The sequence below is a fragment of the Thalassotalea sp. 1_MG-2023 genome (assembly GCF_030546745.1).
In the GTDB taxonomy this organism is placed as follows: Bacteria; Pseudomonadota; Gammaproteobacteria; order Enterobacterales; family Alteromonadaceae; genus Thalassotalea_C.
Map to the genome: position 1 here is coordinate 164,270 of NZ_JAUOPD010000005.1, position 14,073 is coordinate 178,342.

General features: G+C 37.1%; 12 protein-coding genes. 7 read left to right on the forward strand and 5 right to left on the reverse strand.

Annotation, left to right across the window (positions count from 1 at the left end):
* Window positions 1-2: 2 nt before the first annotated feature.
* The 3 genes from Q4489_RS05990 to Q4489_RS06000 are packed head-to-tail and all read left to right on the forward strand — an operon-like array spanning window position 3 to window position 3,743.
* Entirely contained in the window at window positions 3-1,868 is a 1,866-nt protein-coding gene (locus Q4489_RS05990; protein ID WP_303478108.1) for a Mu transposase C-terminal domain-containing protein, read from the forward strand.
* Window positions 1,865-2,761, forward strand: coding sequence for a TniB family NTP-binding protein (locus Q4489_RS05995; protein WP_303478110.1), 897 nt, complete (start codon window positions 1,865-1,867; stop codon window positions 2,759-2,761). Before Q4489_RS05990 ends, Q4489_RS05995 begins: the two co-directional genes overlap by 4 nt.
* A 1-nt stretch (window position 2,762) precedes the next feature.
* On the forward strand, window positions 2,763-3,743 hold the full coding sequence (locus Q4489_RS06000) for a TniQ family protein (protein WP_303478112.1): 981 nt from the start codon (window positions 2,763-2,765) through the stop codon (window positions 3,741-3,743).
* A 29-nt stretch (window positions 3,744-3,772) separates the two neighbouring features.
* Here the strand turns inward: Q4489_RS06000 and Q4489_RS06005 are convergent, their stop codons facing one another.
* The gene (locus tag Q4489_RS06005; protein WP_303478113.1) at window positions 3,773-4,594 is read right to left on the reverse strand and encodes a TIGR04219 family outer membrane beta-barrel protein; all 822 of its coding nucleotides are present in this window, start codon (window positions 4,592-4,594) and stop codon (window positions 3,773-3,775) included.
* A gap of 420 nt (window positions 4,595-5,014) precedes the next feature.
* Between Q4489_RS06005 and Q4489_RS06010 the strand changes: the two genes are divergently transcribed.
* Window positions 5,015-5,611, forward strand: a complete 597-nt coding sequence (locus tag Q4489_RS06010; RefSeq protein ID WP_303478114.1) for a hypothetical protein — start codon at window positions 5,015-5,017, stop codon at window positions 5,609-5,611.
* Between the two features lie 125 nt (window positions 5,612-5,736).
* Here Q4489_RS06010 and Q4489_RS06015 read toward each other — a convergent pair whose 3' ends face one another.
* Window positions 5,737-6,915, reverse strand: coding sequence for a metallophosphoesterase (locus Q4489_RS06015; RefSeq protein ID WP_303478115.1), 1,179 nt, complete (start codon window positions 6,913-6,915; stop codon window positions 5,737-5,739).
* Window positions 6,916-7,064: 149 nt separating this feature from the next.
* Here Q4489_RS06015 and Q4489_RS06020 point away from each other — a divergent pair, with 149 nt between their 5' ends.
* From Q4489_RS06020 to Q4489_RS06030, 3 genes are read left to right on the forward strand one after another with little or no spacing between them, the layout of a single operon-like run.
* Window positions 7,065-7,457, forward strand: coding sequence for a hypothetical protein (locus Q4489_RS06020; protein ID WP_303478117.1), 393 nt, complete (start codon window positions 7,065-7,067; stop codon window positions 7,455-7,457).
* A gap of 2 nt (window positions 7,458-7,459) precedes the next feature.
* Complete coding sequence (locus tag Q4489_RS06025) at window positions 7,460-8,716, forward strand: DNA cytosine methyltransferase (protein WP_303478118.1); 1,257 nt, start codon at window positions 7,460-7,462, stop codon at window positions 8,714-8,716.
* A 41-nt stretch (window positions 8,717-8,757) separates the two neighbouring features.
* Window positions 8,758-10,494 carry an ATP-binding protein gene (locus tag Q4489_RS06030; protein WP_303478119.1) on the forward strand — a complete coding sequence of 579 codons (1,737 nt, stop codon included), beginning with the start codon at window positions 8,758-8,760 and terminating at the stop codon, window positions 10,492-10,494.
* Between the two features lie 133 nt (window positions 10,495-10,627).
* Here the strand turns inward: Q4489_RS06030 and Q4489_RS06035 are convergent, their stop codons facing one another.
* From Q4489_RS06035 to lipB, 3 genes are read right to left on the reverse strand one after another with little or no spacing between them, the layout of a single operon-like run.
* A complete protein-coding gene (locus Q4489_RS06035) occupies window positions 10,628-12,370 on the reverse strand; it encodes a hypothetical protein (protein ID WP_303478120.1) in 1,743 nt (580 codons plus the stop codon).
* A 52-nt stretch (window positions 12,371-12,422) separates the two neighbouring features.
* Window positions 12,423-13,412 carry a lipoyl synthase gene (lipA, locus tag Q4489_RS06040; protein WP_303478121.1) on the reverse strand — a complete coding sequence of 330 codons (990 nt, stop codon included), beginning with the start codon at window positions 13,410-13,412 and terminating at the stop codon, window positions 12,423-12,425.
* Window positions 13,402-14,070, reverse strand: a complete 669-nt coding sequence (gene lipB / locus Q4489_RS06045; RefSeq protein ID WP_303478122.1) for a lipoyl(octanoyl) transferase LipB — start codon at window positions 14,068-14,070, stop codon at window positions 13,402-13,404. The genes lipA and lipB overlap by 11 nt, the downstream gene beginning before the upstream one ends.
* Window positions 14,071-14,073: the final 3 nt, after the last annotated feature.

The window sequence follows — 14,073 nt, forward strand, 5'->3', positions numbered from 1 at the left end:
TTATGGAATCATCCGCATTAGTTCAAGTCGTACCTGGTAAAAAGGTTTCGTACAAAGGAGATAATCACCGAGTTGCTGAACTATTAGATCTAAGTCATGTACTGATCGTCAATGAAATAAGTGGTATTTCGCACAGCGTTCTTATTTCAGATCTTGAAGCTGAACGACCTGAAGAAACTAAGACTATTGAGGAACTATTAAATATATCGGAAGAGTCTTGGAATATAGCGAAATCAAGGCTTAAAGCTATTAGGCCGTTGCTTAATTTATCAAAACGTAGCCGTGCTGATGTTGAAAAGGTCGCAAAAGAAAATAATTTACATACAAATACACTATATGGATGGTTAAAACTCTACGAATCATCTGGCTTATTGTCATCACTGTTGCCAAAAGTAAGACGCGACCGCGGCTCTACAAAATTTGATGAAAATATTGAAGAGATCATTAAGCAGGCTATTGCAACTGAATATTTAACCAAGCAGAAAAAGTCACAGAGAATGGTGATTGATGAAGTTAAAAAACTTTGTCGAAAAAAAGGTTTAACACCACCTCATGATAATACTATTCGAAACAGGATAAAGGCCTTATCACCAGAGCTAGTCGCATCACGTAGATTAGGACGTAAAGTTTCTGATAACACTTATAGACCAATTAAAGGGCAGTTTCCTGGGGCTGATTGGCCATTATCTGCTGTACAAATTGACCACACTAAATTAGATATTATTTTGGTGGATGACCACTATCGCAAGCCTATTGGTAGGCCTTGGATTACTCTTGCGTTTGATGTTTATAGCCGAATGGTTACCGGCTTTTATGTTTCTTTTGATCCTCCTAGTGCTATGACTACTGGTTTATGTTTAATTCATTCCATCTTGCCTAAAGAGAAGTGGTTAGCAAAGTACGATATTAATGGTGAGTGGCCGTTATGGGGGCTACCAGCGAAAATTCATGTCGATAACGCTAAAGAGTTTCGTGGCAATATGCTTCAAAAAGCATGTGAGCAGTACAATATAGACATTGAGTGGCGTCCGGTTGCTAGGCCTAATTTTGGTGCCCATGTAGAGCGAGTGTTGGGTACATTTGCTAAAGAAATTCATGCTTTGCCAGGTTCTACATTTTCTAATATTTTTGAAAAAGGCGACTATAACTCTGAATCAAAGGCATCTTTAACGTTAACTGAATTTGAGCATTGGCTAGCGAATTATGTCGTAAATGTATATCACCAAAAAATCCATTCGATGATAAACATGACACCGCTTGCAAAATATAAGCAGGGAATATTAGGTGATGAGCATACTCCAGGCTGCGGTTTACCCGCCCAAATTAGGGATGAAGAGCGCTTAAGGTTTGACTTTATGCCGTATGAATTACGTTCTATCCAAGATTATGGGGTAGTGATTGATAAAGTTCACTATTACCACGATGTACTTCGGCCATGGATTAACGCATCAGATCAAAATGACTCAAAACGAAAACGTAAGTTTATCTTTAGAAGAGATCCCCGGGATATTAGTCAAATCTGGTTCTATGATCCTGAATTGCATTCTCACTTCGCAATACCGTATCGAGATACCTCACACCCTGCAATTAGTATTTGGGAATTACGAGAAGCTGTTGCTAGGGCAGAAGCTATGGGTAAAGAAAGCTTGAATGAGCATGCTATTTTTGAAGCTTATGAAAAAATGAGGGAGATTGAACAGGAATCAGTGCAAAAGACTAAAGCCGCTAGACGTTCAAAGCAGCGAAGAAAAATACATGCTCAAGCAGAGAAGCCTATAGCCGCTAAATCTGTGGTTGAAGAAGCTCCAATTGAGGATATTCCTGAATTGGATATTGAACCATTTGAAGAAATGGATGATTGGTCATGAGTAGTACTAAGCACTTAAACGAACTAGCAGTTAAACAATTAGATCTTGATGATGACGAAAGAATTGAGAAAATCCGCTCAGATCGCTGGATTGGCTATCCTAAAGCTAAAACCGTCCTAACCAAGCTTGATGATTTATTATCATACCCTCGTACAGAGCGAATGCCTAATATGTTAATAGTGGGGGATACGAACAATGGTAAGACGATGTTGACTAAACGCTTCTTGAAGCAATACCCAGCTGAAGATAATCCTGAAGGGGATGGTATTATTGCTCCTGTTTTACTTGTTCAAGCACCACCAGTGCCGGACGAAGGACGTTTTTATAATGCTATTCTAGAGTTATTATTCGCACCGTACAGACCGAGTGAACGGGTTGATAAAAAGCAATTTCAGGTAATAAAATTACTTAAATACATAGGCACTAAAATATTAGTTATTGATGAAATTCATCACATTTTAGCTGGCAATCTAAATCGACAACGTGCTTTTCTTAATGTGCTTAAATATTTAGGAAACGAGCTGCAAATCTCTATTGTCGGTGTTGGTACTAAGGACGCTTTTAGAGCCTTGCAGTCTGATCCACAGCTGTCTAATCGGTTTGAACCTGTTTTATTGCCTCGTTGGGAGTTCAATCAGGATTTTTTAAGGTTATTAGTTAGCTTTGAACGTATGTTACCGTTAAAGAATCCTTCTAACTTACACGCTAAAAGTTTAGCTATGCGTCTTTTCTCGATGAGTGAAGGTTACATTGGCGAGTTATCGCGATTGCTTAATGATGCTGCGGTCTATGCTGTTAAAAATGATTTAGAAGTAATTACCCCTGCAGTATTAGATAAAATTGATTGGATCACTCCTTCGCAACGGAAGCGTCAATTAGACCGAGCAATATAAAGTGTTAACTGGTGAATTATGGCCTGCCCATCCTCACACATATCAAGGAGAGTGCTTATCTTCATGGATAGTAAGAACAGCTCATCATAACGGTTTAAAAATTCAAACATTTTCAGATTTATCATTCGGTAAACATAATCAGATCTGGAATAGAGATATTGATAAACTAGCACCAAGTTTTGTTTTGCAAACCATGAGTAATCGAGCAGCTATATCACTGAAAGAAATCAATAAAACTACGCTAAAGTTATATATAAATCGATTGTTTCCTGCACTTAAACCTTCAGGAATAATGCGCTGGATAAATCCTCTTGTGCTTCATCATCGAAAACATACAGGGTTTGGCATGCAGTTTTGTCCCTTATGTTTGTTAGAAGATAGTGAACCCTATTTTCGAATCGCTTGGCGCTTGTCACTCTATACTTTTTGCCCTATTCATCAAGTGATGATGGAAGATCGCTGCTCATGCGGAGCTAGTGTTAATTTTCATCGTATTGAGCTAGGAAAAGCCAATCAGTTTGCACCGTCAACACTCGATGAGTGTTATCAATGTGGTCTTCGGCTAGGTGGTGTGGAACCTAAAGTAATTCAGCTTTTACCTAAGTCCGTTTATACAATTTGGAATAGAGTATTAGGAGTGATTACTCGTGGTTTTGTTAATTCTGGACCGATTAATTATGAACGGTTAATACTGCTTCATCAAATATGCAAAATTATCGTATCACCACGGTTTAATCAGAAGATAATAAAGTACATATGCGATAAATCGGATTTACCTGTCCGAGATTTTGGTATAAACAGGTACTTTGAGCAATTTGATGTTAACGAGCGCCACTACATTTTACAACTTGCCTGGTGGCTAGTTGGTAATACGAACAAAAAACTTAAGGAATCTATTAGAAAAAACGCTATGCAAAATAATTATTTATACAGAGATTCAAGAGATAAAATGTTGCACTACTTGCTTAAACAGAATTTTTAAATTGTTTTATCAAATAAAACTACAAAATATTAGAAATGCGCACTTACACCAGCAAAAGCACCTTTAAATTCGAGGTCAGTATATAAATTACTTAAATCTTCAAATTCCATCTTTATAATTCGATATCCCAAGGTAAAATTTAAATCCACCGCTTTGTTATCTACAAATTTGAAACTTAAGCCAGCTTGATAGTCAGAAAGTGAATGCTCATCTACAAATAAAAAATCACCTTGAGCAAATGCACTTAAACCAGTTAATGGTAGGTTAATATTAGTGGCAACATATAACATCGGTTCAATTTTGTTTGTTTTTATCTTGCCAACAAGAGTATTAGAGTTTCCTTCCCCAGTACAAGGACTATCTGGAGAAGGATTAGGATCATTGCACGTGCCATCATCAATAGTTGTTAGTCCTTTAACAGTGATATCACCATCAAAATCTCTAGCTGTTAGCCCCAAATCAATTGAAAATAAGTCGTTATCAAACAATTCATAATATAGGGTGTAATCGATATAATTGACGTTAAAGTTGGCTGTGACATCGTCATTAATTGAAAAAACTTTACCACCGAAACTGAAATCTTGTGTTAATGTAGAACTACCTGAGGTATCGAGTGTTGTAGTTGAAATTCGTGCATTAGGTAGCCAAGGAAAGGGGTGTTCTACAGCAGCATAATAGTTAATTTGCTGTTCTTTTTCTAAATTAAAGTCAATTAGTTTACTTTGTTCTCCGAAAACACCACTAGCTTCGTTTTTCCATATCTGACCGCCAAGAAATAAACCAACGGTATCGGCTTTTACATCAACGGTAAAAAGTGAGATAGCTGTCACGACATAAGCTAGCTTTTTCATCTGTTATTATCCTTATTTACAAACGGTCATGCCTTTTGTGTTCATACTTATCATCATTTGTATAATCACGAGAGAACATAGAAGAGCTATTAGAACAATAATTCATTGTTCTTCATACTTCAAGATAATAAGTAACTAACAATTAAGCGTTTATTTTACAAGAGTTATACATTTTGATTCTAGATTGATTTAGAGTTTGTTGTATCAGATCAAACTATTATGAGCATTCTGTTTACGTTTAAGTAAAAGTTCTCTTAATTGTTGACAACAAATATATCATGTGCTTTTTTTTAAGTGCAGGGAGCAATAAATATTACATTGATCGTAACTATTCAAATCTGTAATTTAACCGACTTTAAGTAACCTACTTTAGAGTTATCGTATCCCTGCTTTTTTATATTAAACAAAGGATTATTAATAATGAAAAAGATATATACATTGATATCAATTATTTTTACTGCGCTCTTGTCCACGTCTGCTTTAGCAGGGACTTGTACTATAGATCTTGTCGATGAGGATGGTAATTTTTCGCCAATTGATTATGGGCCTGGCGGAATGGTTACATATGATGTAACTATTCCATTTACAGATGGTTATTATCCCAATCCGTATACCAGCAGCCAGCCTAAGCCTAGAGTTTCCCTCAGCAATTGTATTACTTATGCTGGTGCGCCTTCAAATGCAACAATAAAATCAGTTAGTTTCAGTTATACATTTCAAGAAGCCGTATTAGTTGCTGACTATCAAGTGATGATGGCATTTTTCGGTTCACAAAATAGCTTTACATTTCCTTTCGTTCGAGGTGGCGGTAATCCTAGAGGTTCAGGCATTCCGTTAAATGGAAGTGGTGTGTATACAGGGGCAAATGGACAACTTTTAAGTGCAACAGATTTAGAATTAAGAGCACGGGTAACAAATCCTGCAATTAACAGTGACTGCCCTTCTTACTATGATAGAGATGAATGCAGAACTAAAAATACTCGTTTAACTAAATTTACTGCTGTAATTACATGGTAAAGCTAGCAGTAATTGAAGCAAAATAAGTTCAAGGCATTAGTTTATAAATTAAAACCTCTCAGCTACATCTACATAACTTAAGAAGTTGAGAGGTTTTTTAATCAATAGCCTGATTTGATATAAACTTATTGATTTATATTAACTTTCCTTTTCGTTAGGAATTGAATAAATTGCTGTTTTTTTACTGCATCATTATTGAGTGTAATTTTTTGTTTTTTATCAAATAGAAGTTGAGTGCAGTAGCTGCTTTTATAGAACCCTATTATCTTATCGAAAAATTTCTCCGCTGTTTTTATACCAAATTTCTCAATTACAACTTTTTGTGACGTTATTTGGTGCGTTTCATCTAAAACCGTCCAGGCCTTATCGCCTTTGTATCTTATTAGTCCGCCAAAGCCTTTGAAATTTGGCGTATGGGGAACTTTCCTTCTAATGTCCAATAATTCACTTAGCATACGTTTGTAGGCTCTTTGCTTGGCTGCTTCAAAATGAAAAGAAGCTGAACCATTAAGTTTTTCATTAGAAATATCAATATTAAAATTATGATCTACTCTTGTTTCTCTATGACAGTGATGATTATCGTTGCAGGGAACACAAACACCGCATCCATCTGAATAATAAGCAGATTCAATATAGCGATATTCATCTATTTTGCTCTTTCGAGATTGCTTGGTTTTATATTGGTAGCCCCTTTTCATCATTTCAGCTATGCAATATTGATAATCATCTTGAGGTTGAGTAAAGCCTTTGTAGCTTGATTGACCAAGTATATTTCCACATTCATCAAATAAATGCTCACAAGTCGAGATGGCTAGAGCACATGAGATGTCGTAGATGCCTACAGGATCAAATAACCTATTTCCATGTAGATGCCCGTGAAATACCGCTACTGCATTACTCTTAAGAGTGAGTTCTGCGGTTTTTATCGCACTATGATGCCAATCATAATGAGACATGTCTTTGAAACCTGTTGGTGGGTAGTGAGAAACAACGATATCGAGGTGTTGATTACACATTACATCATGTAATGACCAGTCATATCCGCCAATTCTTAGCCCATCTATATCAACCACTTTGCCATCTAACATGTGTGGCATATCTAAATTTGATATAGATCCATGATCATGATTACCACTGATTGCATAAACTTTTACTCCTTCCTTTAATAGCTTTTCAAAAGTTATAGGGATGGGGGAATTTAGACAGTTATCTCCCATAAGAATAATTGCGGTTGGCTTTAATTTTTGACATGCATCTATTAATGGTTGAACAACACCATGTGGATCAAAGGCAAAAATTATCACTATTAGTTAACCTCACAATTGTCGATTTAAAAAAGATAATACAAAACAAATCATAACAATGTAACCTCCGTCATCGGGACATTTTTAATAATTGACAAGTCGCACTTAAATGATACATTATGAGATGATGTCGTAATTATTTGATACTTATGAATTGCAATAAATTAACAAATTTCGAGATTGCTGAAAGAGTAAAAACGGAACTTTATCAACGTAAACTTTCGTTGCGTAAGTGCTGTGAAGCCTTTAATTCTGCATACAAAGAAGATATTGCCAATGGTTTTCCGGCTCTGGATAAAGATTTTGTGCAAAGAGTTAAAAAAAATAAATTTGAAGTAAGTAGTAAGCGTGTCGTAAAACTTTGCGACTTTTTAGGTATTGATGTTTCTACGTTTAATGAATCAGTTGAACCTAAATTGAAAAGAGAATTTCTACAAATAGAGAGTGCAATACAGCGTAACCCTAGTATAGAGCAGCAAATTCGCGGGTTACTTAAACATATTGCAAAAATAGCTAATTCAACAACATTACAAGGAAGTTAAGTATGAAATTTATCGATTTATTTGCGGGACTTGGGGGCTTTCATACTGGCTTTATGAATAGTGGGTATGAATGTGTATTTGCTTGTGAGTTAGAACCTCATTTAAGAGAGCTTTACCTTAAAAACTATGGTATTGAACCCCATGGTGATATTACTAAGGTTGATGAAAAAGCTATACCTGAGCATGATGTAATGTGTGCAGGTTTTCCATGCCAACCTTTTTCTTTAGCGGGTAAGAAAAAGGGGGCTGAGTGTCCTGAGTCAGGTAAGCTAATTGATCATGTGATACGCATCGCTAAACATCATCAACCTAAGTTCATTGTTCTAGAGAATGTTCCTAATGTATTAACGATAGCAGAAGGAACATTTTGGGATTATATGCAGCAGTCATTTAAGAAAATTGGCTACAAGTTGGAGTATAAAGTTATTTCACCTGTTGATGTTGGTATACCGCAGAATAGAAAGCGTGTTTTTATCGTAGGTAGCCAGCTTAGTGAAGAATCTTTCACATGGCCTGCGTGTAACCAATTAGATAAGAAAACATTACTTGATATTCTGGATGAACAATGTGATTCAAAGCCATTAGAGCACAAAAAGGTTGAGTTGCTAGCGCATTGGCAGTCATTGCTTTCAAAAATCCACCTAGGTAAGCTTTCCTCTGTATCGCTCGTTGCTCCTGAGTTTGGAGCCACTTATCCACTGGATTTTACTAACTTGAATCTAGAGCAAATGCGTCAGTATAGTGGAGCATACGGAGTATCTTTAGCTGGTTGTAAGACCTGGGATGAATTACTTGCTTTATTACCAAGTTATTGTCGTAAAAATAAACAGGTGGCGAATTGGCTAGAAAAGTCTGTCAAATATAGTCGCTCGGTTTACTCTAAGCATACAAGTGTTATAGATGAGTGGTCTAAATTACTTGATAAGGAAAATAATAGCTGGCAAATACTAGAGTGGAGAGGTAAGCACTTTGAACATGATATTTACCAGCACATCGTGCAGTTTAGAGCTTCGGGTATTCGGATATTAAAGCCCGAAATAGCACCATCATTAATATCTATGACACCTACCCAAATACCTATTATTCCTTCACAAAATAGATATATTTCGGCTCATGAAGCAGCGAAACTACAAAATTTGCATGAGTTAAAAAACTTACCAGAAGGGCTAGTTAAGTCATTCAAAGCGTTAGGAAATGCTGTTAATGCGAAAATTGTTGAGTTAATTGCAACCAACTTGAAAGTATGGAAAACTATCTAGTACAAATTATTGTTGTACTTTAATTAAGAGGGAATTTTGTTGTGAGTAGAGATGATTTAACTACTGGTGATTTAGAAGTTGATGTAGCACCAGATATGGGGATGTATAGAATCCTTCCTCAACAGGGATATAACCCCGCATTCGCTCTTGCGGAATTTATAGATAATGCAATTCATGCCTTTCAACATAATAACGAAGCTCTTTCTACAAAATACTTATCCGTCACCTTAAATTTTTTTACAAATGAATATGAAAAAAATAAAAATAAGCGAAATTCCATTGAAATAATTGACGATGGCCCTGGCATGCTAAAGTCAGAGCTTGGGCGTGCCTTTAAACCAGCGAAAAAGCCTGTTATTGAAGGGTTAAGTGAATTTGGCATAGGTATGAAAGCCGCCTCCGTCTGGTTTACTGATACATGGGAACTTACTACCAAAAATTTGCTTGAAAAAGAGCATCACTCTGTACACTTTGATTTGAATAAATTATTTGCCGAAGGTAGTAGTAAAATTACTGTTGAAGATAGCCAAAATGACAGTATGATCTCAAATCATGGTACAGTAATTAAACTAACTGATTTAAGAAGTAGAAGACAGTTAGATAAAGCTAAAACAGAATCTATCTGCAACTTACTAAGTGAGATTTATCAAAGGTTTACAAGTTTAGATAGCTCTGAGAGAGTATTGGTTCTAAAAGCATCAATAGATGGTTCGCACCCTAAACCTCTTAATTATAAAGCTCATGATGATAATACTATTCTGGTTTCACCTATTAATAAATCTGTGACTAGACAGAAAAAATCAACTTACTATGCAATTGGAGAAGAAAGATCTTGGTATAAGAACATATCATTTGATTTTTCTCACGATGGAATTTCAGCGAAAATAACAGGTTTTATATATATTCTGAAAACCGGCCGATATGATACCGATAACCCAGGGCTGGTTTTATTTAGAAACGGACGAGTAGTGGTTGGCACACATGAAAAGGATTATAAACCAAATAAGCTATATGGAACAAAAAACAAATATAGGTCCCAGAGATTATATGGTGAATTAACTATTGATGGTTTGCCAGTGACGTATACAAAAGATGAGATAGACTTTGATGAAGATGCTTTTATTGAAGAGTTATTAAGACAAGAACCTGAGGTTTCCCTATTTTGCAATCAGTGTGAAAACTATAGAGCGGAAAAGTCAATTGAGGAAACTGTTTTTATTTCAAGCGAAGATGATATTCCTCCTCCTGCGAATAAGCCATCACCAAAAAAAACTCGCAGTAGTGGGGTAAAGAAAACAGCTAAACCTAAAGTTAATAAGGGTAAATCTCAAAGGAAGACAATACTTGACTATTTACAAAGCTTGAAAGAATCAGATATTTCTAATCTAGGCTTAATCAAATTTATTGATGAGTTGAGGTATCAAATAATAGCTGACCGGCCAGTTAGTGCAGCTCTAAGTTTAAGAGTTGTAATTGAAAAGGGAACTTTAGCAAGAATTAAAAAAGATTTTAACGACAAGTATTCAAGAGTATCTGAATTTGGTATTCAAGCATTGATTAATCATATGACTAATAACAAGAGTGATTTCTTTGATAACCAAAAAGATGTTAGTGTTTTTAAGTGTGTGCAAGTTAACTCTAAAAGTCGACAGTTTGGAGATGTACTTGTATTAAATAATATTGGACACGGCGGATTTAACCCAAACTCTGCTGAAATTGAGAGTATGATTATTAATTTTCAGCCTTTACTGGATTGGGCATATTTTCGTGATGATTAATTATTTATCCTGTAACTAAATCTGTGTATCTGCTTATCATTAATACTGACAAAGGAATTAGGGTAGGCAGAGTATGAATAAACACAACTGAAAGTAATAAAAGAGTAAACAGTTAAATTCAATTGAATGCTGATTAACTTATTGATTTGTAATTTATTTTTAGATTTATAGCTTTGCAGAATTGGGCTTCTGATGGCCATGTATGCTTCATAGTAATAATATTAATAGCTTTCTCTGTAAATATGCTGCAATTTTTCCAAATACCTTTTTCATTTGCGAGCTGAATTAATAGGTAATTTATTTGATGGTTAGAGTAATATTCCCCGTTACTGTTAGATATTAATGCCACTTTACATTTGTCACTTTTCCGAAGCTCAAATTCCATTAATGAATACCATCGATGATGAAAGTAGATATCTGCGATAATGACATGCCGCCTGGTTCGTGTGCTTGAGTCAAGATACGACCATTGTTTTTTATTGGCTGGTTTTGTCAGCGGTATATACTCTATAACTTCTTCTTCTGGACGCAAACTTGCCTGAACTCCCTCAGTTTGGTTTAGAAGCTCAATAGCTTCCTTGAAGGTTTCAAAGCTTGCAGGGAGCGCCTTTCGGCGTGTTCGTGTTTGATCTACGTGGCCTCGGGCAATTTCTGAACCATCTAAATTTCCTTGCCCAGTTCCCAAATTTTTAGATTCATCTTCCTTTGGGACGTTACGTAGCCTGCTAATGTAGCGACACTGATCTTTTTCCGGTCTATCGACTTTTTTCCCCGCAATAGCTCCAAATCTGTCGGTTGGTAGGGGGATGTGTTCCTTGGTTTTCGCTTGGTCTGGTTCATCTGTATTTTGAAATGATTTTTTTCCGTCAGATGTTTTGTGCCTCGCCGCTGGAAATGCGGTTGCCTTATCTGCATCACTAATTTCGTCTTCACCTTCCGACTGCGTTGGATCGTTATCCCTACCCGCAGTGAGGTTTTCAAATGGAAATGGAGCAGAACAGTGTTCTATACCCAATACCAAATAGCGCCAACCACTTTTTGAGTTACTGTCTTGGGCTTTTATGTATTTCCCTCTAACTTTGAGGTTTGTGAAGCCGGAGAAAGGAAAGCCACTTTCAGGATGAGAAAATTTAGTGTTCAGAGAGTCCCGCATCATAGCGTCATGAGGAAGTGTTGCTCCTTGCCAAGCTTCGTCACAAGCTAGTATTCTGCCGATCACCCAGCCATCTTCATCTGAAAGGTGCTGCCGTAAGTGCAGTATGCATCGGTCCTCTTCCTCTAAAAAACCGCATTTTTCAGGATTAAGGATATTTCTTGGCTGGTGCTTTAGGTCACCAGAAAAGATTACATGTGCCATGTCCGTTGATACAGCGTAATAAAACCGAATTAACTCCATTGCTGGAATTAACAGTCCGAATGGATCATTATCTCTTTCAACGGCTATTAAATTAGCCATAAAACCTTTTCCGGTTCGATAGCCGTCGTATGGGATTAGGTTTTTGTCTTCTTCCTTGTGATTACCAGAGACCATTCGTATGGTTTTGTCGTTAATCAGTAGGTTGTAAAAGCGTTCCTGTTTGCCTGCTTTAATAGTCTGGCAGTAACCATTTAGCCAGATTGAACCTACACTGATCAATGGCAATTGGCCGACACCTATCTTTATAACGCATTGATCTTTATAGTCTGTAACATGAGTTGAGGCGAGCTTCTTAGATGAGGAGTGTATGTCCTTGTTTTGAATAAACGGGCTTATTACTATTTGAACAAAGGGTTCTGAGGTTACATGTGGATTTCGTTCGATTGCACCAAACCAATCTACTCGCCAGTAGCGATCATCAGCGGGAAATTCCCTTATTTTAGGAATATTCCCTGCCATTATTTGATAAGCTCGCAGTACAAAATAACGATGTAGTACAATTTATCGTTGTTTAGTCGCTAGAAGGGTTGAAATTCACAACTTCTTCACCTGCAGCTTGCTTATCAGCATGATATGAAGAGCGTACTAACGGACCACATGCTGCATGTTCAAAGCCCATTTTCATGGCTTCTTTTTGAAACATATCAAAATCATCAGGATGAACATAGCGTTCAACAGGTAAGTGATCTTTACTCGGTTGCAAGTACTGACCAATCGTTAACATGGTTACGCCATGTGCGCGTAAATCACGCATGACTTGAAGAATTTCTTCGTTTGTTTCACCTAAGCCAACCATTAAACCAGATTTAGTTGGCACGTTTGGATTTGCTTCACCAAACTTTTTCAATAAATCTAAAGACCATTGATAGTTAGCACCTGGTCTAGCTTTTGTGTATAAGCGTGGGGCGGTTTCCAAATTATGATTAAACACGTGCGGCGGATGTTGATTTAATACGTCTAACGCACGGTCCATACGACCGCGAAAATCAGGAACTAAAATTTCTACTTTCGTATGCGGTGCATGTTCGGCAATTTCTCGGATACACTCGGTAAACTGATGCGCGCCACCATCGCGTAAATCATCACGATCAACAGAGGTGATCACCACGTATTTAAGTGCCATATCTTTAAGTGTTAGCGCTAATTTTTTTGGCTCTTCTGCATCAGGCTTAAGGGGCCTACCGTGAGCAACATCACAAAACGGACAGCGCCTAGTACAAATATCACCTAAAATCATGAACGTTGCCGTACCGTGATTAAAGCACTCTGATAGGTTAGGGCAGGAAGCTTCTTCACAAACAGAATGAAGACCGTGTTTTCTTAGGCCTGCTTTTACTTGATCAATTTTCTCTGTGGTTCTGGGTAACTTTATGCGTAACCATTCTGGTTTACGTAGCATAGTTTCACGCTCAGAAGGCATTACTTTTATGGGAATATGCGCCATTTTATCGGCGTCGCGTAATTTCGTACCAGGTTCAATACGTGAAGATTTAATGGTCATGTAATGACTCCAAACCGGTTTTATAACTGAGTGTATTTGCGTTAAGTAACGCTGACATATGTTTTACAAGCGTTTCACCTGCTTGTTCAACCGTTTTTAATGCGCAGATATCTGCACTTTGTATCATTTCTAAGCCTGCGTAACCACAAGGGTTGATTCGCAAAAAAGGTGATAAATCCATATCTATGTTGAGTGCTAGACCATGGAAAGAACAACCTTTACGAACGCGTAATCCTAATGAAGCAATTTTTTTATTATCAACATAAACGCCAGGCGCATCAGGTTTTGCGTAAGCTTCTATATTAAAATCGGCCATGGTTGCAATAATCCCATGTTCAATTAAGGTTACCAGCTCACGCACACCCATTTTTTTTCTACGCAAGTTGATCATAAAGTACATCACTTGTTGCCCAGGGCCATGATAAGTGACTTGACCGCCACGGTCGACTTTTACCACAGGTATGTCACCAGGCATGAGCAAGTGTTCTTCTTTTCCTGCTTGGCCTTGGGTAAATACTGATGGGTGCTCGACTAACCACAGTTCGTCAGGGGTACTGTCGCCCCTTGTGTCGGTAAAGTCTTTCATGGCTTGCCACACTGTGGTGTAGTCAGTTTGATCTAATTGCCGAATGACTAATTGTTGATTAATGTCTGTCATGAA

What these genes read in the sequence shown, in the direction of transcription:
- Q4489_RS05990 (WP_303478108.1), top strand. Translation starts at nt 3, where the DNA reads ATGGAATCATCCGCATTAGTTCAAGTCGTACCTGGTAAAAAGGTTTCG.
- Q4489_RS05995 (WP_303478110.1), top strand. Translation starts at nt 1,865, where the DNA reads ATGAGTAGTACTAAGCACTTAAACGAACTAGCAGTTAAACAATTAGAT.
- Q4489_RS06005 (WP_303478113.1), bottom strand. Translation starts at nt 4,594, where the DNA reads ATGAAAAAGCTAGCTTATGTCGTGACAGCTATCTCACTTTTTACCGTT.
- Q4489_RS06010 (WP_303478114.1), top strand. Translation starts at nt 5,015, where the DNA reads ATGAAAAAGATATATACATTGATATCAATTATTTTTACTGCGCTCTTG.
- Q4489_RS06020 (WP_303478117.1), top strand. Translation starts at nt 7,065, where the DNA reads ATGAATTGCAATAAATTAACAAATTTCGAGATTGCTGAAAGAGTAAAA.
- Q4489_RS06025 (WP_303478118.1), top strand. Translation starts at nt 7,460, where the DNA reads ATGAAATTTATCGATTTATTTGCGGGACTTGGGGGCTTTCATACTGGC.
- Q4489_RS06035 (WP_303478120.1), bottom strand. Translation starts at nt 12,370, where the DNA reads ATGGCAGGGAATATTCCTAAAATAAGGGAATTTCCCGCTGATGATCGC.
- lipA (WP_303478121.1), bottom strand. Translation starts at nt 13,412, where the DNA reads ATGACCATTAAATCTTCACGTATTGAACCTGGTACGAAATTACGCGAC.
- lipB (WP_303478122.1), bottom strand. Translation starts at nt 14,070, where the DNA reads ATGACAGACATTAATCAACAATTAGTCATTCGGCAATTAGATCAAACT.